Below are 19,973 nucleotides of genomic sequence, written 5' to 3'. Positions count from 1 at the left end.
CGTCCCGGCCTCAGCCGAGCGGGTGGGCGGCCAGCAGGTCGCCCAGGGCCTCCTCGTGGGCGGCGGCCGGGCCCAGCGAGAGCTCCAGCTGCTTGGCCCAGGCGTGGTAGCGGTGCAGGGCGTAGTCGGTGTCCGCGCCGAAGCCGCCGTGCAGGTGCTGGGCGGTCTGGACGATCCTGCGCACCCCTTCCGAGGCCCAGATCTTGGCGACGGCGATGTCGGCGGCGGCCGGGAGCGCGCCGGGCGCGCCGGACTCGATCCGCCACGCGGCCTGCCAGAGGGCGGCCTCCATCGCCTGGAGATCGATGTAGCGGTCGGCCGCCTGGACCGCGACCGCCTGGAACGTTGCGATGGGATGGCCGAACTGCTCGCGCTTGCTCGCGTAGGCACTGGTCATCTGGGCCGCGGCCGTGCCGACGCCGAGCGCCAGGGCGCAGGTGCCGGTCGTCAGGACGCCGCGCAGCCACTCCCAGGCGCCGTCCGCGGTGATGACGTCCTCGCCGCCGACGCGCACGGAGTCCAGGCTGATCTCGGCGTAGCGCTCGCCGTTGGTGGAGACCTGGTCGGCGAGGGAGATGCCGGGCAGGCCGGGGGAGATCAGGGCCAGCACGGTGCGGCCCGTGGCGGTGTGGGCGGGAAGCAGGACGCGGTCGGCGCCGCGGGCCCAGGGGACGGCGGTCTGGACGCCGTCGAGGAGCCAGTGCCCGTCGCTGTCGGGGCGGGCGGTGACGGCCAGTTCGGCCGCGTCATGACCGGTGCGGCCGCTGGAGGCCACGGTGACGACGAGCTCGCCCCGGCCGATCAGGGGCAGCAGCCGGTGCGCGGCGGGCGAGCCGTAGGTGCGCAGGGCCAGGGCGGCCGCGCCCGTCTCCAGGAGCGGGACGCGGGCCAGGACCTTGCCGGCCTCGCGCAGCAGCAGGCACAGGGCGATCGGCCCGAGCCCCGCGCCGCCGTGCTCGGCCGGCAGCGGCAGGCTCAGCAGATCGGCGTCGGCGAGCCGGCGCCACAGAGCGCGGTCGATGTCCTCGGCGACGGCACCCGGGACCAGGGCGGGGCTGGGCACTGCGTCAGGAGCGACCCCGGCCAGCACGGCCCGGGCTGCCTCGACCACGGCCCGCTGTTCCTCGGTGAAGGTGAAGTCCACTGCGCCCCGCTCCTCTCGCCCGCCGTGCCCGCCCGGTCCCTAGAGCTGACGATCCGTCAAGTCGAGGTCAAGGTAGGGCAGGCGGCCGGAATTGGGAACAGGCTCAGCGGTCGAAGTCGAGCTCCACCTTCTCCGTGACCGGATGTGACTGGCATGCCAGCACATACCCGGCGTCCAGCTCCTCCTGCTCCAGCGCGAAGTTGCGGTCCATGCGCACCTCGCCCGAGACCAGATAGGCCCGGCACGTCCCGCACACCCCGCCCTTGCAGGCGTACGGCGCGTCGGCCCGGTTGCGCAGCACGGTCTCCAGCAGCGACTCCCCGTCCCGCACCGGCCAGCTGCCGCCCCGTCCGTCCAGCTTCGCGGTCACCGTGCTGTGCTCGGGCGCCGGAGCAACCGCCATGGGCGCCTGGGCGCCGGGCGGGGCCTCCTCCACATGGAAGATCTCCTGGTGGATCCGGTCCCGGGCGACCCCGAGCCCGCGCAGCGCCCGCTCGGCACCCCGCACCAGCCCGAAGGGCCCGCACAGGAACCAGCCGTCGACCGCCTCCACCGGCACCAGCGCCGGCAGCAGCCGGGCCAGCCGTTCCTCGTCCAGCCGCCCGGAGGCGGGACCGGCCTGCTGCTCCTCGCGGGAGAGGGTCTGTATGAGCTGGAACCGGTCCGGATAGCGGTCCTTGAGATCGGCGACCTCCTCCAGGAACATCGTCGAAGCGGTGGTGCGATCGCTGCGGATCAGGCAGAACCGTGCCTGGGGCTCGCGCGCCAGCAGGGTCGAGACGATGGACAGCACGGGAGTGATGCCGCTGCCTCCGACGATGGCGGCGAAGTGCCCCGGGCGGGGCTCCAGCACGAACCGCCCGGCCGGCGCCATCACCTCCACGGTGTCCCCCGTGGCCAGCTCCTTGAGCGCGTAGGTGGAGAACACCCCGCCGTCCACCAGCCGCACCGCCACCCGCAGCCTCCCCGGCCCGTCCGGGCCCGGGGCCTGTCCGCAGATGGAGTACGTACGGCGTATCTCGGCGCCGCCCACGATGCGGCGCAGGGCGAGGTGCTGGCCCGGTGCGTGGCGGAAGGTCTCGCGCAGCTCGGCGGGCACCGCGAGGGTCACGGCGACCGAGTCGTCGGTGAGCGGTTCGACGGCTGCCACCCGCAGCGGGTGGAAGGCGCCATGGCGGGCCGCTGCCATCACAACTCCTTGAAGTGGTCGAACGGTTCGCGGCAGGCCTCGCAGCGGCGCAGTGCCTTGCAGGCGGTGGAGGAGAAGCGGCTCAGCAGCGTGGTGTCGGTGGAACCGCAGTGGGGGCAGCGGATGCCCAGGCCGACCACGACCGGACCGGATGCGCCGGCCGGTCCCGGCGGCGCTATGCCGAACTCCTCCAGCTTGCGCCGCCCTTCGGCGGTGATGTCGTCCGTGGACCAGGCCGGGGCGAGGACCGTGCGCACCTCGACCTCGGGGATGCCGCGCTCGCGCAGCACCCGCTCGATGTCCGCCGACATCGTCTCTATCGCGGGGCAGCCGGTGTAGGTGGGGGTGAGCTCCACCTCCACATGGCCGGGGGCGGTGATGTGCAGGGCGCGCAGCACGCCCAGCTCCGCCAGGGTCAGGACCGGCAGCTCGGGGTCGGGGACGGCTCCGGCCAGGGCCCGGAGTTCCTCTTCGAGGGGGGTGGGTGCGCTCACCATGTCGCCCCCGGGTGGCTGCGGTGCAGATGCTGCATTTCGGCGAGCATCCGGCCGAACGGCTCGGTGTGGATGCCCTGCCGGCCCGCGCCCGCCGTCCACGCGCCCGCCTGAGGACCGACGGGGAGGGTCAGGGTGGCCTGCTCGACGACGTCCGTCACCCCGGTCAGCCAGCCGTCGCGCAGCGCGGTCCAGTCCACGGGCACACCCTCGACCGGCTCGAACAGCTCGCCCGTGAACCGCCACAGGGCGTCCAGACCGCGCTGCATCCGGGCGTGGCTCTCCTGCGTACCGTCGCCGAGCCGCAGGGTCCACTGCTCGGCGTGGTCGCGGTGGTAGGCGACCTCCTTGACGGCCTTCGCCGCCAGGGGGGCCAGCGGTCCGTCCGTGGCGGCCAGCTCCGCGTACAGCAGGTGCTGGTAGACGGAGAAGTACAGCTGCCGGGCCATGGTGTGGGCGAAGTCGCCGTTGGGCTGCTCGACGAGCTGGACGTTGCGGAAGGCGCGCTCCTCGCGGAGGAAGGCCAGCTCGTCCTCGTCGCCGACGAGGGAGAGCAGGGTGCGGGCCTGGCCGAGCAGGTCGAGGGCGATGTTGGCGAGGGCGACGTCCTCCTCGAGCACGGGCGCGTGCCCGGCCCACTCGCCGAGCCGGTGGGAGAGCACCAGCGCGTCGTCACCGAGAGCCAGTGCGGCGGTCACAGGTGCCGCACCCCCTCGGGGATGTCGTAGAAGGTGGGGTGCCGGTAGGGCTTGTCGGCGGCGGGCTCGAAGAAGGGGTCCTTCTCGTCGGGCGAGGAGGCGGTGACCGCGGTGGAGGGGACCACCCAGATCGAGACGCCCTCGGAGCGCCGGGTGTAGAGATCGCGGGCGTTGCGCAGCGCCATCTCCGCGTCCGGTGCGTGCAGGCTGCCGGCGTGGGTGTGCGACAGGCCCCGCCTGCTGCGCACGAACACCTCCCACAGTGGCCAGTCGGTGCCGGTCATGCCTTCGCCTCCCCATGCCTGGCCGCGTAAGCGGCGGCTGCCTCGCGCACCCAGGCGCCTTCCTCGTGCGCCTGCCGGCGCACGCTGATCCGCTGGTCGTTGCAGGGGCCGTTGCCCCGGAGCACCTCGTGGAACTCGTCCCAGTCGATGGCGCCGAAGTCGTGGTGGCCGCGCTCCTCGTTCCACCGCAGGTCCGGGTCGGGAAGCGTGAGCCCCAGCGACTCGGCCTGGGGGACGCATATGTCGACGAAGCGCTGGCGCAGCTCGTCGTTGGAGTGGCGCTTGATCTTCCAGGCCATGGACTGGGCGGAGTGCGCCGACTCGTCGTCGGGCGGGCCGAACATCATCAGTGAGGGCCACCACCAGCGGTCCACCGCGTCCTGGGCCATGGCGTGCTGGGCCTCGGTGCCCCTGCTCAGGGCCTGCAGCAGTTCATAGCCCTGGCGCTGGTGGAAGGACTCCTCCTTGCAGATGCGGACCATGGCGCGGGCGTAGGGCCCGTAGGAGCAGCGGCACAGCGGGACCTGGTTGGTGATGGCCGCGCCGTCCACGAGCCAGCCGATGGCGCCCACGTCCGCCCAGGTCAGCGTGGGGTAGTTGAAGATCGAGGAGTAGCGCTGGCGGCCCGCGTGCAGCTTGTCGAGCAGCTCGTCGCGGCTCGTGCCGAGGGTCTCGGCGGCGCTGTAGAGGTACAGGCCGTGGCCCGCCTCGTCCTGGACCTTGGCCATGAGGATCGCCTTGCGCCGCAGCGAGGGCGCCCGAGTGATCCAGTTGGCCTCGGGCTGCATGCCGATGATCTCGGAGTGGGCGTGCTGGGCGATCTGGCGGACCAGGGTGGCGCGGTAGGCGTCGGGCATCCAGTCGCGTGGCTCGATGCGCTCGTCGGCGGCCACGGCGGCTTCGAACACCGCCTCGGGTGTCCTTGCCTCCGGCGCAATCGTCGTCATGCCGTGCCCCCTCGCTTCTCCGTATCTCCCTACCGACCGATCGTTCGGTTCAATGGTGGATCGGGGCCCGGGGCCTGTCAACCCTGTGGATAACCCGGGGGCGCTGTGCCGCGTGGGGCGGCGTCGGTACCGTTCGGGTGCACGCCGGGGCCCCCGGCGTGCACATGGCAGCGGTGCGGCGAGCGGAATCGGGGCGGGTATGGAGAGGGACGACGGGCGCGAGCGGGCCGGCGGGGACGCCGGACTGGAGGGGCTGTCCCTGCCGTCACGCATCGTCGTCGCGGCCGGCGTCGCGGTGGTGGGCCTGGTGGCGGCCGTACACCTGGGAATGATGTTCCTGCACGTCGCGCCGCCGAACACGGTCAGCAAGCAGTACGCGGCGGCGATCGACGACTACGTCTATCCGGAGTACGAGCAGAACTGGAAGTTCTTCGCTCCCAACCCCCTCCAGCAGAACGTCGCCGTTCAGGCCCGCGCCGAGCTGCGCGGCCCCGACGGCCGGACGACCGTCACCCCCTGGACCGACCTCTCCGCACAGGACGGCGCCGCCATCCTCCACAACCCGCTCCCCAGCCACACGCGGCAGAACGAACTCCGCCGCGCCTGGGACTTCTACGCCAACACCCACGACGCCCGTGAGCAGCCCAACGGCCTGCGCGGCCGCCTCTCCGAGCAGTACATACGCCGCATCGTCGCCTCCCGGCTCGGCCCCGCACGGGACGGTCGTCCGGTGGAGCGCGTGCAGGTGCGGTCCGTGACCACGGCCATCGCCCCGCCGCCGTGGAGCGACGAGAAGGCCGACACCAAGCCCGTGTACCGCGTGCTGGGCTGGTGGCCCGTCACCACCGCCGACTTCGCGGAGGTGAGCACCCGGTGATCGACTCTCTGACGCGAGGGCTCGCCCGCGCCACCGGCTCCTCACTCGGCCCGTACCAGACGGCCGTCATCCGCATAGGCCTCTCCTTCGTCTGGCTGTGCTACCTGCTCCGCGAGTGGACCAACCGCCGTGAGCTGTACGGGCCCGACGCCCCCTGGAGCGGGGGGATGGCCCGGCAGCTGACCGGCGACAACCACGCCTTCACCGCGCTCCTGTGGTCCGACAGCCCGATGTGGTTCGAGGGCGTCTACGCGCTGGCCATCGTCTCCAGCGCCCTGCTGATGCTCGGGTGGCGCACCCGGACCATGTCCGTGCTCTCCATGCTCTGCGTACTGTCGCTGCAGAACCGCAGCGTCTTCATCGGCGACGGCGGCGACAACGTCATCCACCTGATGGCCCTCTACACCGTGCTCACGCGCTGCGGCCAGGTCTGGTCCCTCGACGCCCGGCGCGCCGCCCGCCGGGACGGGAACCAGGACGGCCGGGACGTGCCCGGCATCGTGCTGTGGACGGTCTGCGGCCTCGCGCTCGCCGCCGCACAGGTCCACGGCGGCGCGGGCCTGGGGTGGACGGACGAAGGACCGCTGCCGGGCCTCGGCTGGGCGACCGCGCTGTGGGGCCTGTGGCTGATCCACGGCCTGTGGTGGGCGGCGGTGCGCTATGCCCCGGGCGAGCCCAGGACGGTGCTGGACACGCTGGCCCATCTCGCGCACAACGCCGCGCTGCTGGTCATCATGGCGGAGGTCTGTCTGATCTACGCCACGGCCGGCTGGTACAAGGTCCAGGGCTCGCGCTGGCAGGACGGCACCGCCCTGTACTACCCGATGCACATCGACTACTTCTCGCCGTGGCCCTGGCTCTCCCACGCGCTGGCCGCCAGCGGGATCATCGTGCTGCTGCTCAGCTACGGCACGGTGGCCGCGCAGGTCGCCTTCCCCTTCACGTTGCTGAACCGGCGGGTGAAGAACGTGCTGCTGGTGGTGATGATGGCCGAGCACGTGGGTATCGCGGTGCTGCTGGGGCTGCCGTTCTTTTCGTTGGCGATGATCGTGGCCGATGCGGTGTTCTTGCCGACCTCGTTCCTGCGGAGGCTTGGGCGGGTGGGGGTGCGCCTTCCGGGGCTCCGCCCCGGAAGGCGCACCTCAAACGCCGGAGGGGCTGAGTTGTCGCCCGGACAGTCCGGACAGTCCGGAGAGATGACCGGGCAGGCTGAGGGCGGGCAACGGATCGTAGGGTGAGGGCATGACCCAGGACGACGTCGGTGCCGCTGTACTGCGACGATGGGCCGCCGACGCACCCGGCGCCGTGCTGCTCGACGGCTTTCACGCGCTCAAGCACGCCCTGCGCTTCGGAGCGGACGTGGGCCCCGCCGTCACCAGTGACAAGGCGTCCGCCCTGGCGCTCGCGGCCGACCTGGCCGACGACCTGACGGACACGCTCGACGACCTCCTGGTGGAGGTGCCCGCGCAGGCCCTGCGCGAGCTGGTGCCGCGGGTGCATCCCACCCAGGTCGCCGCCCTGGCCGCCCGCCGCGACCGCCGGGCCAACCTCGATGCCCTGGCGCGGCTGCCCCGCACCGCGCCCGTCGTCGTCCTGGACAACCCCCGCAACCTGGGCAACGTCGGTGCCGTGATCCGTCTCGCCGCAGGCTTCGGGGCCACCGGCGTGGTCACCACCGGCGACATCGACCCCTGGCACCCGAACGCCGTGCGGTCCGGCGCCGGTCTGCACTACGCCACGGCCGTGGAGCGGCTGCCCCTCGAGGAGCTGCCGCCCGGGCCGCTGTACGTCCTCGACCCGGAGGGCGACGACATCCGGTCCGTGCCCGTACCGGACGACGCGCTGATCGCCTTCGGCTCCGAGCGGCACGGCATCTCGCCGGAGCTGCGGGCCAGGGCGACCCGGCTGGTCGCCCTGCCCATGCGTCCCCAGGTCTCCAGCTACAACCTCGCCACCAGCGTCGCCATGACGCTCTTCCACTGGGGCGGGCCGGCTCCCGTCTGACGGGCTCAGGCCTGGCGGCGCACCTCCACCGTGCGGAAGCGGGTGGCGACGAACGCGCTGTCGCACAGTGCCGCGTTGGCCGCCGGGTTGCCGCCGGAGCCATGGAAGTCGGAGAAGGCGGCCGTCTGGTTGACGTACACCCCGCCCGTCAGGTTGAGGGAGAGCTGGGCGCACTCCTCCAGGCACGCCTCCTCGACCAGCTGCTCGACCTCCGCCGAGGTCGTGTACGCGCCGACCGTCATCGCGCCCTTCTCCCGCACCGTGCGGCGCAGCAGCTCCACGGCGTCGGCGGCCGAGTCGACGGCCACCACGAACGCCACCGGCCCGAAGCACTCGGAGAAATAGGCCGCTTCGGCGTCGGGCTTGGCTCCGTCGAGCTTGACGATGACGGGGGTGCGGACCGTGGCGCCGGGGAAGTCGGGGTTGGCCACGGAACGGGAGGCCAGGACGACCTCGCCCAGCTGTGCGGCGGCGTCGATACGGGCCTTGACCTGGTCGTTGACGATGGCGCCGAGCAGGGCGTTGGCCCGGGCGTCGTCACCCAGCAGCTTGTCCACTGCGGTGGCGAGGTCGGCCGTCACCTCGTCGTACGACTTGTGGCCGGCGTCGGTGCCGATGCCCTCGCGGGGGATCAGCAGGTTCTGCGGGGTGGTGCACATCTGGCCGCTGTACAGGGACAGGGAGAAGGCCAGGTTGGAGAGCATGCCCTTGTAGTCGTCGGTGGAGTCGACGACGACCGTGTTGACCCCGGCCTTTTCGGTGAAGACCTGCGCCTGACGGGCGTTGGCCTCCAGCCAGTCGCCGAAGGCGGTGGAGCCGGTGTAGTCGATGATGCGGATCTCCGGGCGCACCGCCAGGGCCTTGGCGATGCCCTCGTCCTGCCGTTCGGCGGCCAGGGCGACCAGGTCGGGGGAGAATCCGGCCTCGCCCAGCACCTCGCGCGCGATGCGCACGGTCAGGGCGAGCGGCAGCACCGCGCGCGGGTGGGGCTTGACCAGCACGGCGTTGCCGGTGGCGAGCGAGGCGAACAGACCGGGATAGCCGTTCCACGTGGGGAAGGTGTTGCAGCCGATGAGCAGCGAGACGCCGCGCGGCACGGCCGTGAACTCCTTGGCCAGCGCCAGGGGATCGCGCTTGCCCTGCGGCTTGACCCACTCCGCGGAGCCCGGCACGGCGGCCTGGGCGGCATAGGCGTAGGCGACGGCCTCCAGGCCGCGGTCCTGGGCGTGCGGCCCGCCGGCCTGGAACGCCATCATGAACGCCTGGCCGCTGGTGTGCATGACCGTGTGGGCGATCTCGTGCGTACGGGCGTTGATCCGCGCGAGGATCTCCAGACAGACCGCGGCCCGCGCCTTCGGCCCGGCCTTGCGCCACTCGGGCATGGCCGCGCGCAGGGCGGGCAGCAGGACATCGATGTCGGCGTGCGGATACTCGACGCCCAGCTCCAGGCCGTAGGGCGATACCTCCGTGCCCGTCCAGCCGTCCGTGCCGGGCTGGTCCAGCTCGAAGCGCTTGCCGCGCAGGGCGTCGAACGCGGCCTGGCCGCCGGCGGCGTCGAGGCTGCCGGGCACCCCCTGGCCGTCGCCGTAGGCCTTCGGGTGCTCGGGGTAGGGGGACCAGTAGGCGCGCGTACGGATGGCGTCCAGGGCCTGGTCGAGCGTGGGGAGATGCTTCTCGATCAACTGGGCGGTGGTGAGTCCGGCGGTCACGTCTGACCAACTCCTCGTCGAGCGGGGCTCTGACAGTGCGACTAGGGCGACAGGGATCGGGCGACAGCGTTCGGGGAGCCAGGAGCACCCCCGATGGATACAGTAACCGAACGATCGGTCGGGACAAGGGGGCCCGGCAAACCTGTGGACAACTCATCGGGGAGGATCACTGACATGACCCCAATCGACCCGGCACGCACCGTCGCCGTCGTCGGCACGGGCACCATGGGGCAGGGAATCGCCCAGGTCGCCCTGGTCGCCGGGCATCCCGTGCGGCTGTACGACGCCGCCCCCGGCCGGGCGGAGGAGGCGGCGCGGTCGATCGCCGCGCGCCTCGGCCGGCTCGTGGACAAGGGCAGGCTCGACGCGGCCGGCCGGGACGCGGCACTCGCCCGCCTGCGCCCTGCCGCACAGCTGACCGACCTCGCCGGCTCCGCGCTCGTCATCGAGGCGATTCTCGAGCAACTCACCGCCAAGCAGAAGCTCTTCGATGAGCTGGAATCGGTCGTTCCAGACGACTGCGTGCTCGCCACCAACACCTCTTCCCTGTCCGTGACCGCGGTCGCGGGCGCCCTCCGCCTGCCCGGCCGGTTCGTCGGCCTGCACTTCTTCAACCCCGCCCCGCTCCTCCCGCTCGTGGAGGTCGTCCGGGGCCACGCCACGGACGCGGCGGTCGCCGAGAGCGCCCGGGCCACCGTGGCCGCCTGGGGCAAGACGCCCGTGAGCTGCGCCGACACCCCCGGTTTCCTCGTCAACCGCGTCGCCCGGCCCTTCTACGCCGAGGCCTTCCGCCTGTACGAGGAGGGCGTCGCGGACCCCGCCACGATCGACGCGGTACTGCGCGAGAGCGGCGGCTTCGCCATGGGCCCCTTCGAGCTGACCGACCTCATCGGCCAGGATGTGAACAACGCCGTCACCCGTTCGGTGTACGAGGCCTTCTTCCACCACCCGAAGTTCACGCCCTCGCTCGCCCAGCAGCGGCTCGTGGAGGCCGGCCTGCTGGGGCGGAAGACGGGCCGGGGCTGGTACGACCACGGGGAGGGCGCCGACGCGCCCGCGCCGCACACGGCCGAACCGTGCCCGGCGCCCCGGGCGGTCGGCCACCGGCCCGGCCTGCCCGGGCCCGCCGCCGTCCTGCCCGCGATGATCGAGGGAGCCGGCATCGAGGTGACCCGCGACAGCGGCGAGGGGACCGGTGGCGAGGAGGCCTCCGACGGCTGCCTCGTCCTGCCGGGCGGCACCCGGCTCGCCCTGGCCGACGGCCGGGGCCCCACGAACACGGCCTGCCTGGGCCCGCGCATCGACGTCGACCTCGCCCTGGACTACCGCACCTGCACCCGTGTCGCCCTCGCCCCCTCCGCGACCGCGCCGAAGGAGGACGTCGAGGCGGCCGTCGGCCTGTTCCAGGCCCTCGGCAAGAAGGTCAGCGTCATCGGGGACGCGCCCGGCATGATCGTCGCCCGGACGGTCGCCCTGCTCGTCGACTTCGCCGAGGACGCGGCCGGGCGCGGCGTGGCGAGCCGCGAGGACATCGACACCGCCATGCGCAAGGGCGTGAACTACCCCCTCGGCCCGCTGGAGTGGAGCCGGGCCCTGGACACCGACTGGCTCGACCGGTTCCTGCGGAACATGGACCACGAGTACCCGGGCGGCCGCTACGCCGCCTGTCAGCCCCTCCGCCGTCGTGCGGCCGTCAAGGAGAGCCTGCTGTAATCATGACCATGGCCAAGCGCGACACCTACACGCCCGAATCGCTGCTCGCGGTCGCCGTCAAGGTGTTCAACGAGCGGGGCTACGACGGCACCTCCATGGAGCATCTCTCCAAGGCGGCCGGCATCTCCAAGTCCTCCATCTACCACCACGTCAAGGGCAAGGAAGAGCTGCTGCGGCTCGCCATAAGCCGTGCCCTGGACGGGCTCTTCGCGGTCCTGGACGAGCCCGGCGCCACCGACGGCAGGGCGATCGACCGGCTCGAGTACGTCACCCGGCGCACGGTCGAGGTGCTGATGGCCGAGCTGCCCTACGTGACGCTGCTGCTGCGCGTACGGGGCAACACCGACACCGAGCGCTGGGCGATGGAGCGGCGCCGCGAGTTCGACCACCAGGTGGCCGAGCTGCTGAAGGAGGCCGCCGCGGACGGTGACCTCCGGGAGGACGTGGACATCCGGCTGGCGACCCGGCTGCTCTTCGGAATGATCAATTCCGTTGTGGAGTGGTACCGGCCGGAGCGCGGTGGGGCCGCCACCAGTGACGAGGTGGCCGACGCCGTGGTCCACACGGCCTTCGCCGGCCTGCGCACGTACCGCTAGCAGCGGTTTTCCGGCCGCCCGGCGGGGTCTTCCCCTGCCGGGCGGCCGTCGTGTCCGGCGTCCGTCCGGCAGGGGGAGCGTCCGGTCGCCGTCCGCTACCGGCCTTCGTCGAGCGGACGGTCCTCCTTGAGGTCCGTCTCCTCGAAGACCAGGAGCGTCCGGGTGCTGAGCACCTCGTCCATGGCCTGGATGCGGGTCAGGACGAGCTCCCGCAGGGCCCGGTTGTCCCGGGTGTGGACGAGCAGCAGGACGTCGAAATCGCCGCTCACCAGGGCCATGTGGGCCACCCCCGGCAGTTCCCGCAGCTCCTCGCGGACCGTGCGCCAGGAGTTCTGCACGATTTTCAGGGTGATGTACGCCGAGGCGCCGTGCCCTGCCCGCTCCTGGTCGATCCGGGCGCCGAAGCCCTTGATGACGCCGTCGTCGATGAGCCGGTTGATCCGGGCGTAGGCGTTGGCCCGCGAGACGTGCACACGTTCGGCCACCGACCGTATCGAGGCCCGCCCGTCGCTCTGCAGCATCCGCAGGATCGAGCGGTCGATGTCGTCGAGCGGGCGGGCGGCCGGTCTGCCGCCCGACGTGGCCATCTGTTCGTCCGGCATACCGCCATGCCTCCCCTTCATGGACGTCCTGTTCATATCTCAAGTTGTGGAGAACCGTTTGTCCACAGGCTCGGGCCGCCTGTAGCCAAAAAGTGCCAACGACCGAACAATCGGTAGGGGGAGCGCAGGACGCTTTCCGGTCAAGCTCGTCCCAAGAGGAGGTGCTCGTCATGACGGTTCTGGAGCAGCCCGGCTCGTACCGGCCCAGTCCGCCCCCGGCCTGGCAACCCCGGACCGACCCCGCCCCGCTGCTGCCCGACGCGGAGCCGTACCGGCTGCTGGGTACCGACGCCGCCGACGGGCTCGACCCCGACCTGCTCAGGAGGCTGTACGGCCAGCTCGTGCGCGGGCGCCGCTACAACACCCAGGCCACCGCCCTCACCCGCCAGGGCCGGCTGGCCGTCTACCCCTCCTCCACCGGGCAGGAGGCCTGCGAGGTCGCCGCCGCGCTGGCCCTGGAGGAGCGCGACTGGCTCTTCCCCAGCTACCGCGACACCCTGGCCGCCGTCGTGCGGGGCCTGGACCCCGTGCAGGCCCTGACCCTGCTGCGCGGCGACTGGCACACCGGCTACGACCCGCACGAGCACCGCGTCGCCCCGCTGTGCACCCCGCTCGCCACCCAGCTCCCCCACGCGGTCGGGCTGGCCCACGCCGCCCGGCTCAAGGGGGACGACGTCGTCGCGCTCGCCATGGTCGGCGACGGAGGCACGAGCGAGGGCGACTTCCACGAGGCGCTCAACTTCGCCGCCGTGTGGCGGGCGCCGGTCGTCTTCTTCGTGCAGAACAACGGCTTCGCCATCTCCGTGCCGCTCGCCAAGCAGACCGCCGCGCCCTCCCTCGCCCACAAGGCCGTCGGGTACGGCATGCCCGGCCGGCTCGTCGACGGCAACGACGCCGCGGCCGTCCATCAGGTCCTCTCCGAAGCCGTGCGCCGGGCTCGGGCGGGCGGCGGCCCCACGCTGGTGGAGGCCGTCACCTACCGCATCGACGCCCACACCAACGCCGACGACGCCACCCGCTACCGCAGCGACGCCGAGGTCGAGGCCTGGCGCGCCCACGACCCGATCGCCCTGCTGGAACGGGAGCTGACCCGCCGCGAGCTGCTGGACGACGCGGCGATACGGGACGAGCAGGAGGCCGCCGAGCGGATGGCCGCCGACCTGCGCGAGCGGATGAACCAGGACCCCGTGCTCGACCCGATGGAACTGTTCACACATGTTTACGCCGAACAGACTGCCCAACTGCGCGAGCAGGCAGCACAATTGCGTGCTGAGCTGACTGCCGCGGGGGAGCTCCCGGGCCCCCTGGAGGGCGGCCCCCAGGAAGGAAGGCAGCGATGACCACCGCGCCCGTCGAAACCGGTCCCAAGCCCGCCACCATGGCGCAGGCTCTCGGCCGGGCGCTGCGCGACGCCATGGCCGACGACCCCGCCGTCCACGTCCTCGGCGAGGACGTCGGCACGCTGGGCGGCGTCTTCCGGGTCACCGAGGGCCTGGCCAAGGAGTTCGGCGAGGACCGCTGCACGGACACGCCGCTCGCCGAGGCGGGCATCCTCGGGACGGCCGTGGGCATGGCCATGTACGGGCTGCGGCCCGTGGTGGAGATGCAGTTCGACGCCTTCGCCTACCCCGCCTTCGAGCAGCTCATCAGCCACGTCTCGCGGATGCGCAACAGGACGCGCGGCGCGATGCCCATGCCGATCACCGTGCGGGTCCCCTACGGCGGCGGCATCGGCGGCGTCGAGCACCACAGCGACTCCTCCGAGGCCTACTACCTGGCCACTCCCGGACTCCACGTCGTCGCCCCGGCGACCGTCGCCGACGCCTACGGGCTGCTGCGCGCCGCGATCGCCTCCGACGACCCGGTGATCTTCCTGGAGCCCAAGCGGCTGTACTGGTCCAAGGCGGGCTGGGACCCGGAGCGGCCGGAGCCGGTGCCGGGCATCGGCCGCGCGGTCGTCCGCAGGCCCGGCACGTCCGCGACCCTCGTCACCTACGGGCCGTCGGTGCCCGTCTGCATGGAGGCGGCCGAGGCGGCCACGGCGGAGGGCTGGGACCTGGAGGTCGTCGACCTGAGGTCGCTGGTGCCGTTCGACGAGGAGACCGTCTGCACGTCCGTACGGCGCACCGGCCGGGCCGTGGTCGTGCACGAGTCGACGGGCTTCGGCGGCCCGGGCGGGGAGATCGCGGCACGGATCACCGAGCGCTGTTTCCACCATCTGGAGGCGCCGGTGCTGCGGGTGGCGGGGTTCGACATCCCGTACCCGCCGCCGATGCTGGAGAAGCACCATCTGCCGGGCGTGGACCGGGTCCTGGACGCGGTGGCGCGACTGCAGTGGGAAGCGCAATGGACCTCTGACGACAACGCATATGGAAGTGGTGCGCGCTGATGGCGGTGGTGCGCGAGTTCACGCTGCCCGACCTGGGCGAGGGGCTCACGGAGGCACAGGTCGTCCGCTGGCTGGTGAGCGTCGGCGACGTCGTCGCCGTCGACCAGCCGGTGGTCGAGGTTGAGACGGCGAAGGCGATGGTGGAGGTCCCCTGCCCCTACGGGGGCGTGGTCACCGCCCGCTTCGGCGAGGAGGGCGCGGAACTGCCGGTCGGCGCGCCGCTGCTGACCGTGGCGGTGGGCGAGTCCGGGAGTGCCGGGGGCTCGGCGCCCGGTCCCGGGAGCGGCTCGGCCGTGCGTTCCGGAGCGGGCGCGCCCGGGGCCGGGGCGGGCTCCGGATCCGAGACCGCGCACGCGGGCGGGGTCGGTGCCGGTGGCGGGGACGAGGGCTCGGGCAATGTGCTGGTCGGTTACGGCACGCAGGCGCCCTCGGCGCGGCGCCGCCGGGTACGTCCCCCGGTCCGCGAGGTGGGGCGGCCCGCCGAACGGACGCCCGCACCGGGTGCCATCGCGGTCATCTCCCCGCTCGTACGGCGTCTCGCGCGGGAACGCGGCGTGGATCTGACCTCGGTGCGCGGCACGGGACCGGACGGGTTGATCACCCGCGCCGATGTCGAGGCCGCGGCCCAGGGAGCGCAGGAAGTGCGGGCCGCGGCGGCCGTCGCGGGCGCCGTCCCGGCTGCTCACGCGGGCCAGGCGGCACGTCCCGCGGCCCGGGCCGGCCGTCGGGTGGCGGGCGGCCGGCGGGTGCCGGACGGTCTGCGGGTGCCGCTGCGCGGTGTGCGCGGAGCCGTGGCGGAGAAGCTCAGCCGCAGCCGCCGCGAGATCCCGGACGCCACGTGCTGGGTGGACGCGGACGCCACGGAGCTGATGGCCGCCCGCCGGGCGATGAACGTGTCCGGCGGGGCCAAGGTGTCGCTCCTCGCCCTCCTGGCCCGGATCTGCACGGCGGCGCTCGCGAAGTACCCCGAGCTGAACGCGACGGTCGACACCGAGGCGCAGGAGATCGTCACGCTCCCGGACGTCCATCTGGGCTTCGCCGCCCAGACCGAGCGCGGCCTGGTCGTCCCCGTCGTACGGGACGCCAACGCGCGCAACGCCGTCGAGCTGTCGGTCGAGATGGCCCGGCTCACGGAGGCCGCGCGTGCGGGCAAACTCAGCCCGGCCGAGCTGACCGGCGGCACGTTCACCCTCAACAACTACGGGGTGTTCGGCGTCGACGGATCCACGCCGATCCTCAACCATCCCGAGGCCGCGATGCTCGGCGTCGGCCGAATATCGCCCAAGCCCTGGGTGCACGAGGGAGAGCTGGCGGTGCGGCAGGTGGTGCAGCTGTCCTTCACCTTCGACCACCGGGTGTGCGACGGCGGCACGGCGGGCGGCTTCCTGCGCTACGTGGCCGACTGCGTCGAGCAGCCGGCGGTGCTGCTGCGGTCCCTCTGACCGACCGCGTGCACGTGACCGCTCGCGTCCGCCTGGCCGGTCGCGTCCGTGCCGGCCTCGCCATACTCGACGGGTGACGGTTTACGACGCGGTAGTACTGGCCGGAGGCGCGGCACGGCGGCTGGGCGGGGCGGACAAGCCCGCGGTGCGGGTCGGCGGGCGGTCACTGCTCGACCGCGTGCTGGGTGCCTGCGGCGGTGCGGCACGGACGGTGGTGGTCGGCCCGCGCCGCCCCACGGTCCGGCCGGTGATCTGGGCGCGCGAGGAGCCCCCGGGCGGCGGGCCCCTCGCCGGGCTGGCCGCCGGGTTGCGGCACGTGCGGGCGGAACGGGTGCTCGTCCTCTCCGCCGATCTGCCGTTCCTGGGGGAGGACGCGGTACGGGCGTTGCTGGCGGGGCTCGAGGGGGCCGGGGCCGGGGCCGAAGGGGTGGTGGTCGTCGACGGTGACGGGCGGGAGCAGCCGCTCGTGGGGGCGTACCGTTCGGAGCCGCTGCTGCGCGAGCTGGGGCTGCTCGTCGCGGAGCACGGCACGCTCGGCGGTCTGCCCCTGCGGCTGCTCACCACCGAGCTGGAGCTCGGCCGGCTGCACCACCCCACCGCGTCCTTCGACTGCGACACCTGGGAGGACATCGGCACGGCCCGCGCGCGCATCAGGGACGATGGGAGCGTGCTGGATGAATGGATTGCCGCGGTCAAGGCCGAGCTGGGCATCGAACTCGATGTCGACACGGTCGGTCTCCTCGACCTCGCGCGCGACGCCGCGCACGGTGTGGCGCGGCCTGCCGCGCCCCTGACGACCTTCCTGGTCGGATACGCCGCCGCGCAGCGTGGTGGCGGTCCGGAGGCGGTGGCCGAGGCGGCCCGCAAGGCGGTGGCGCTGGCCGCGCGCTGGGCCGAGGAGACCCGGTCCCCTGACGAGGCGTCATGACGGGGTGGGATTTCGGGCCCCCGTCGGAAGGTGCGCCGGGGACGGACGGTGATGCCGCGCTGGACCGGGCCACGGATGAGGCTTTGGCCCTGCTCGCCGATGAGCGGCGGGGCCGCTCCGAGAGTGAGGCTCCGGTTGTTTCCGGGCCGCCTGCGGCGGTTGCCGGGCGCGGGTACTTCTCGTTCGACTTTGCCCGGGATCCGTTCGAGGGGACTGACGAGAGGGCGGCGGATTCGTCCGGGGAGCTGGACGTGCCGTTCGCGGGGGTGCGGTTCTTCGACACGATGCGGCGGCGGGACGGGGAGGTTTCCCCGATCCCGCTTCCCGGAACCGGGGCTCCGCCCCGGACCCCGGGCCTCGAACCCATGGGCTCGTCGCATGAGCCTGCCGCCGGCGACGGTGCTGCCGGTGCCGGGCGGGCGGATGCCCCCCTCGGCTCCGTGGGCGACGGCTCGGAACGTTCTGCCGACCCCGAACCGACGGATGCCCCGGACGTCCCCGGCGGCTCCCGCCCCACCGGTCCTACCGACCACACCCACGCCCCCACCCCCTGGCCCACCGCCCGCGTCATCGCCGCCCGTGCCGCCGAGCCGCTCGCGCCCCGTATGCGGGCGCTCGACGAGGCGCTCGGGCATACGCTCGCCGGGCGGTTGACCGCGCTGACCGATCTGCCGTCGTTCGACACCTCCGCCATGGACGGGTGGGCCGTCGCCGGGCCCGGGCCCTGGCGGTTGCCGGAAGGGGACGACACCGGGATCCTCGCCGGCCGTCCCGACGTCGCGCCGCTGCACGACGGCGAGGCCGTGCGCATCGCCACCGGCGCGCGCGTACCGCCCGGTGCCACGGCCGTCCTGCGCAGCGAGCACGGCACCGTGCGCCCCCAGGGCGAGTTGTATGCGAGCCGGCACCTGACGCAGGGGCAGGACATCCGGCCCCGGGGCCAGGAGTGTCAGTCCGGCGACGGGCTGCTGGCCGCAGGGACGTTCGTCACGCCCGCCGTGCTCGGGCTGGCCGCCGCCACCGGGTACGACCAGCTGAAGGTCACGCCCCGGCCCCGGGCCGAGGTGCTCGTGCTCGGTGACGAGCTGCTGCGGGAAGGGCTGCCGCACGACGGGCGCATCCGGGATGCCCTCGGGCCCATGCTCGGGCCGTGGCTGCGGGCGCTCGGGGCCGAGGTGGGCGGCATCCGCCGGCTGGGGGACGACGCGACCGCGCTGCGGGCCGCCCTGGAGGCCTCCGACGCGGATCTGGTGCTCACCACCGGCGGCACCGCCGGGGGGCCGGTCGACCACGTGCACCCGACCCTGCGCCACCTCGGCGCAGAGCTGCTGGTCGACGGCGTCGCCGTCCGCCCGGGGCATCCGATGCTGCTCGCCCGTCTCACCCCCGGCCGGCACCTGGTCGGCCTCCCCGGCAACCCGCTGGCCGCCGTCGCCGGCCTCCTCACGCTCGCCGAGCCCCTGCTGCGGGCGCTGTCGGGCCGGGCGGCGCCCGAGCCGTACCGTGCCGTGCTCGGCGAGGACGCGCCCGGTCACCCCACCGACACCCGGCTGATCCCCGTCGCCCGCGAGGGCGCCGGCCGGGTCCGGCCGCTCCGCTTCCACGGGCCCGCCATGTTGCGCGGCCTCGCGGCCGCCGACGCCCTGGCCGTCGTCCCGCCCGGCGGTACGGGCCGGGGCCGCGAGGTCGAGCTGCTGTGCCTGCCGTGGGCGGCGCAGGACGGCTCCCCGGGAGGCACCCGGTGATCCCGCCCGCCCGCAACGCGGCAGCCCGCCACACCGCAGCCCGCACCGCCGCCGCCCCCCGACACACCGCCAAGATCAAGCGGCCCCACCCGCCGTGGCCCCGGCACAACCCCCCGAAAGGCACCCGGTGATCCTGCCCAGCCACGACGCCGCCGCCCGCGAGGCGCAGCACGAGGCCGACTTCCGGGTTCTGCTGCCCCGCTACAGCGTGGCGCCGATACGCCAGGTCGGCCGGCGGATCCTCATCGCGCTGCTCGTCATGGTCGCCACGGTCTTCATCGTCTACGCGGACCGCGAGGGCTACCACGACAACGCCGACGGCGGCGTCGACTTCCTCGACGCCGTCTACTACGCCACCGTCACCCTTTCCACCACCGGATACGGCGACATCGTCCCGTACAGCGACAGCGCCCGCCTGACCAATGTGCTGCTCGTGACGCCCCTCCGTGTCCTCTTCCTGATCATCCTGGTCGGCACCACCCTCGAGGTCCTCACCGAGCGCACCCGCGAGCAATGGCGTCTGACCCGCTGGAGGTCCGCCTTGCGCGAGCACACCGTCGTCGTCGGCTTCGGAACCAAGGGCCGGTCGGCCGCGCAGACCCTCTGCGCGGCGTCCGGCAATCCGCGCGAGAAGGAGAAGGTCGTCGTCGTCGACCCCAATCCCAAGGTCGTCGAGTCGGCCACCGCGCACGGCTACGCGGGCGTCATCGGCGACGCGACCCGCAGTGATGTCCTGTTGCGCGCCGAGGTCCAGAAGGCCCGTCAGATCATCGTCGCCACCCAGCGCGACGACACCGCCGTGCTCGTCACCCTCACCGCCCGTCAGCTCAACCGCTCCGCGAAGATCATCGCGGCGGTGCGGGAGGAGGAGAACGCCCCGCTGCTGCGGCAGTCCGGCGCGGACGCCGTGATCACGAGCGCGAGCGCGGCGGGCAGGCTGCTGGGTCTGTCGGTGCTCAGCCCCAGCGCCGGCACGGTCATGGAGGACCTCATCCAGCAGGGCAGCGGTCTCGACATCGTCGAACGGCCCGTGGTCAAGGCGGAGGTGGGGCGCGGCGTGCGCGACACGGACGACCTGGTCGTCTCCGTGCTGCGCGGTCACCGGCTGCTCGGGTACGACGATCCGGAGGCGAGCCCGCTCAAAGCCACGGACCGCCTGATCACGATCGTGCGGGCGCGCCCCACGGGCGCCGAGGATTAGCACGCGCGCTC

The 19,973-nt window shown here is 73.2% G+C and carries 19 protein-coding genes; 11 read left to right on the top strand and 8 right to left on the bottom strand.

Features of this window, described 5'->3' with window-relative positions:
• Positions 1 to 10: 10 nt before the first annotated feature.
• The 6 genes from ACIGXW_RS23220 to paaA form a co-directional block, all read right to left on the bottom strand.
• Positions 11 to 1,144: an acyl-CoA dehydrogenase family protein gene (locus ACIGXW_RS23220; protein WP_399574862.1), complete on the bottom strand. Its 1,134-nt coding sequence runs from the start codon at positions 1,142 to 1,144 to the stop codon at positions 11 to 13.
• A gap of 103 nt (positions 1,145 to 1,247) precedes the next feature.
• Positions 1,248 to 2,333, bottom strand: a complete 1,086-nt coding sequence (gene paaE / locus ACIGXW_RS23215) for a 1,2-phenylacetyl-CoA epoxidase subunit PaaE (protein WP_399574860.1) — start codon at positions 2,331 to 2,333, stop codon at positions 1,248 to 1,250.
• A complete protein-coding gene (gene paaD / locus ACIGXW_RS23210; RefSeq protein WP_399574858.1) occupies positions 2,333 to 2,830 on the bottom strand; it encodes a 1,2-phenylacetyl-CoA epoxidase subunit PaaD in 498 nt (165 codons plus the stop codon). The genes paaE and paaD overlap by 1 nt, the downstream gene beginning before the upstream one ends.
• Positions 2,824 to 3,525, bottom strand: a complete 702-nt coding sequence (gene paaC, locus ACIGXW_RS23205; RefSeq protein ID WP_399574856.1) for a 1,2-phenylacetyl-CoA epoxidase subunit PaaC — start codon at positions 3,523 to 3,525, stop codon at positions 2,824 to 2,826. Before paaC ends, paaD begins: the two co-directional genes overlap by 7 nt.
• Positions 3,522 to 3,809: a 1,2-phenylacetyl-CoA epoxidase subunit PaaB gene (paaB, locus tag ACIGXW_RS23200; RefSeq protein WP_071963689.1), complete on the bottom strand. Its 288-nt coding sequence runs from the start codon at positions 3,807 to 3,809 to the stop codon at positions 3,522 to 3,524. Before paaB ends, paaC begins: the two co-directional genes overlap by 4 nt.
• The gene (gene paaA, locus ACIGXW_RS23195) at positions 3,806 to 4,756 is read right to left on the bottom strand and encodes a 1,2-phenylacetyl-CoA epoxidase subunit PaaA (RefSeq protein ID WP_071963690.1); all 951 of its coding nucleotides are present in this window, start codon (positions 4,754 to 4,756) and stop codon (positions 3,806 to 3,808) included. The genes paaB and paaA overlap by 4 nt, the downstream gene beginning before the upstream one ends.
• Before the next feature lie 199 nt (positions 4,757 to 4,955).
• Here paaA and ACIGXW_RS23190 point away from each other — a divergent pair, with 199 nt between their 5' ends.
• Genes ACIGXW_RS23190 through ACIGXW_RS23180 form a run of 3 tightly spaced genes read left to right on the top strand, consistent with a single transcriptional unit; the run spans position 4,956 to position 7,637 of the window.
• Positions 4,956 to 5,633, top strand: a complete 678-nt coding sequence (locus ACIGXW_RS23190) for a DUF5819 family protein (RefSeq protein WP_399574854.1) — start codon at positions 4,956 to 4,958, stop codon at positions 5,631 to 5,633.
• On the top strand, positions 5,630 to 6,871 hold the full coding sequence (locus ACIGXW_RS23185; RefSeq protein WP_399574853.1) for an HTTM domain-containing protein: 1,242 nt from the start codon (positions 5,630 to 5,632) through the stop codon (positions 6,869 to 6,871). Before ACIGXW_RS23190 ends, ACIGXW_RS23185 begins: the two co-directional genes overlap by 4 nt.
• Positions 6,872 to 6,875: 4 nt before the next feature.
• Complete coding sequence (locus ACIGXW_RS23180; protein ID WP_399574852.1) at positions 6,876 to 7,637, top strand: TrmH family RNA methyltransferase; 762 nt, start codon at positions 6,876 to 6,878, stop codon at positions 7,635 to 7,637.
• Between the two features lie 5 nt (positions 7,638 to 7,642).
• Here ACIGXW_RS23180 and paaN read toward each other — a convergent pair whose 3' ends face one another.
• The gene (paaN, locus tag ACIGXW_RS23175; protein WP_399574850.1) at positions 7,643 to 9,346 is read right to left on the bottom strand and encodes a phenylacetic acid degradation protein PaaN; all 1,704 of its coding nucleotides are present in this window, start codon (positions 9,344 to 9,346) and stop codon (positions 7,643 to 7,645) included.
• Positions 9,347 to 9,520: 174 nt separating this feature from the next.
• On the opposite strand from paaN, the gene ACIGXW_RS23170 reads away from it, so the two are divergent.
• Positions 9,521 to 11,059: a 3-hydroxyacyl-CoA dehydrogenase gene (locus tag ACIGXW_RS23170; RefSeq protein WP_399574848.1), complete on the top strand. Its 1,539-nt coding sequence runs from the start codon at positions 9,521 to 9,523 to the stop codon at positions 11,057 to 11,059.
• 2 nt (positions 11,060 to 11,061) lie between these two features.
• Positions 11,062 to 11,655: a TetR family transcriptional regulator gene (locus tag ACIGXW_RS23165; RefSeq protein ID WP_071963695.1), complete on the top strand. Its 594-nt coding sequence runs from the start codon at positions 11,062 to 11,064 to the stop codon at positions 11,653 to 11,655.
• A 95-nt stretch (positions 11,656 to 11,750) separates the two neighbouring features.
• On the opposite strand, the gene ACIGXW_RS23160 is transcribed toward ACIGXW_RS23165, so the two are convergent.
• Positions 11,751 to 12,257: an Lrp/AsnC family transcriptional regulator gene (locus ACIGXW_RS23160; protein WP_071963696.1), complete on the bottom strand. Its 507-nt coding sequence runs from the start codon at positions 12,255 to 12,257 to the stop codon at positions 11,751 to 11,753.
• Between the two features lie 170 nt (positions 12,258 to 12,427).
• Between ACIGXW_RS23160 and pdhA the strand changes: the two genes are divergently transcribed.
• The 6 genes from pdhA (at position 12,428) to ACIGXW_RS23130 (ending at position 19,962) form a co-directional block, all read left to right on the top strand.
• Complete coding sequence (gene pdhA / locus ACIGXW_RS23155) at positions 12,428 to 13,597, top strand: pyruvate dehydrogenase (acetyl-transferring) E1 component subunit alpha (protein ID WP_071963697.1); 1,170 nt, start codon at positions 12,428 to 12,430, stop codon at positions 13,595 to 13,597.
• Entirely contained in the window at positions 13,594 to 14,646 is a 1,053-nt protein-coding gene (locus ACIGXW_RS23150; RefSeq protein WP_399574847.1) for an alpha-ketoacid dehydrogenase subunit beta, read from the top strand. The genes pdhA and ACIGXW_RS23150 overlap by 4 nt, the downstream gene beginning before the upstream one ends.
• Complete coding sequence (locus ACIGXW_RS23145) at positions 14,646 to 16,088, top strand: dihydrolipoamide acetyltransferase family protein (protein ID WP_399574845.1); 1,443 nt, start codon at positions 14,646 to 14,648, stop codon at positions 16,086 to 16,088. Before ACIGXW_RS23150 ends, ACIGXW_RS23145 begins: the two co-directional genes overlap by 1 nt.
• 73 nt (positions 16,089 to 16,161) lie before the next feature.
• The gene (locus tag ACIGXW_RS23140) at positions 16,162 to 17,016 is read left to right on the top strand and encodes an NTP transferase domain-containing protein (protein WP_399574843.1); all 855 of its coding nucleotides are present in this window, start codon (positions 16,162 to 16,164) and stop codon (positions 17,014 to 17,016) included.
• 365 nt (positions 17,017 to 17,381) lie between these two features.
• On the top strand, positions 17,382 to 18,761 hold the full coding sequence (locus ACIGXW_RS23135) for a molybdopterin molybdotransferase MoeA (RefSeq protein ID WP_399574841.1): 1,380 nt from the start codon (positions 17,382 to 17,384) through the stop codon (positions 18,759 to 18,761).
• Between the two features lie 127 nt (positions 18,762 to 18,888).
• Positions 18,889 to 19,962 (top strand): potassium channel family protein, encoded by a 1,074-nt coding sequence (locus ACIGXW_RS23130; protein WP_399574839.1) that lies wholly within the window; start codon positions 18,889 to 18,891, stop codon positions 19,960 to 19,962.
• The last annotated feature ends 11 nt before the right edge of the window (positions 19,963 to 19,973 follow it).

The organism is Streptomyces sp. NPDC053079 (genome assembly GCF_044546695.1).
In the GTDB taxonomy this organism is placed as follows: domain Bacteria; phylum Actinomycetota; class Actinomycetes; order Streptomycetales; family Streptomycetaceae; genus Streptomyces.
The sequence above is the reverse complement of the archived record's forward strand: the minus strand, read 5'-3'. Positions and strand labels throughout refer to the sequence as shown.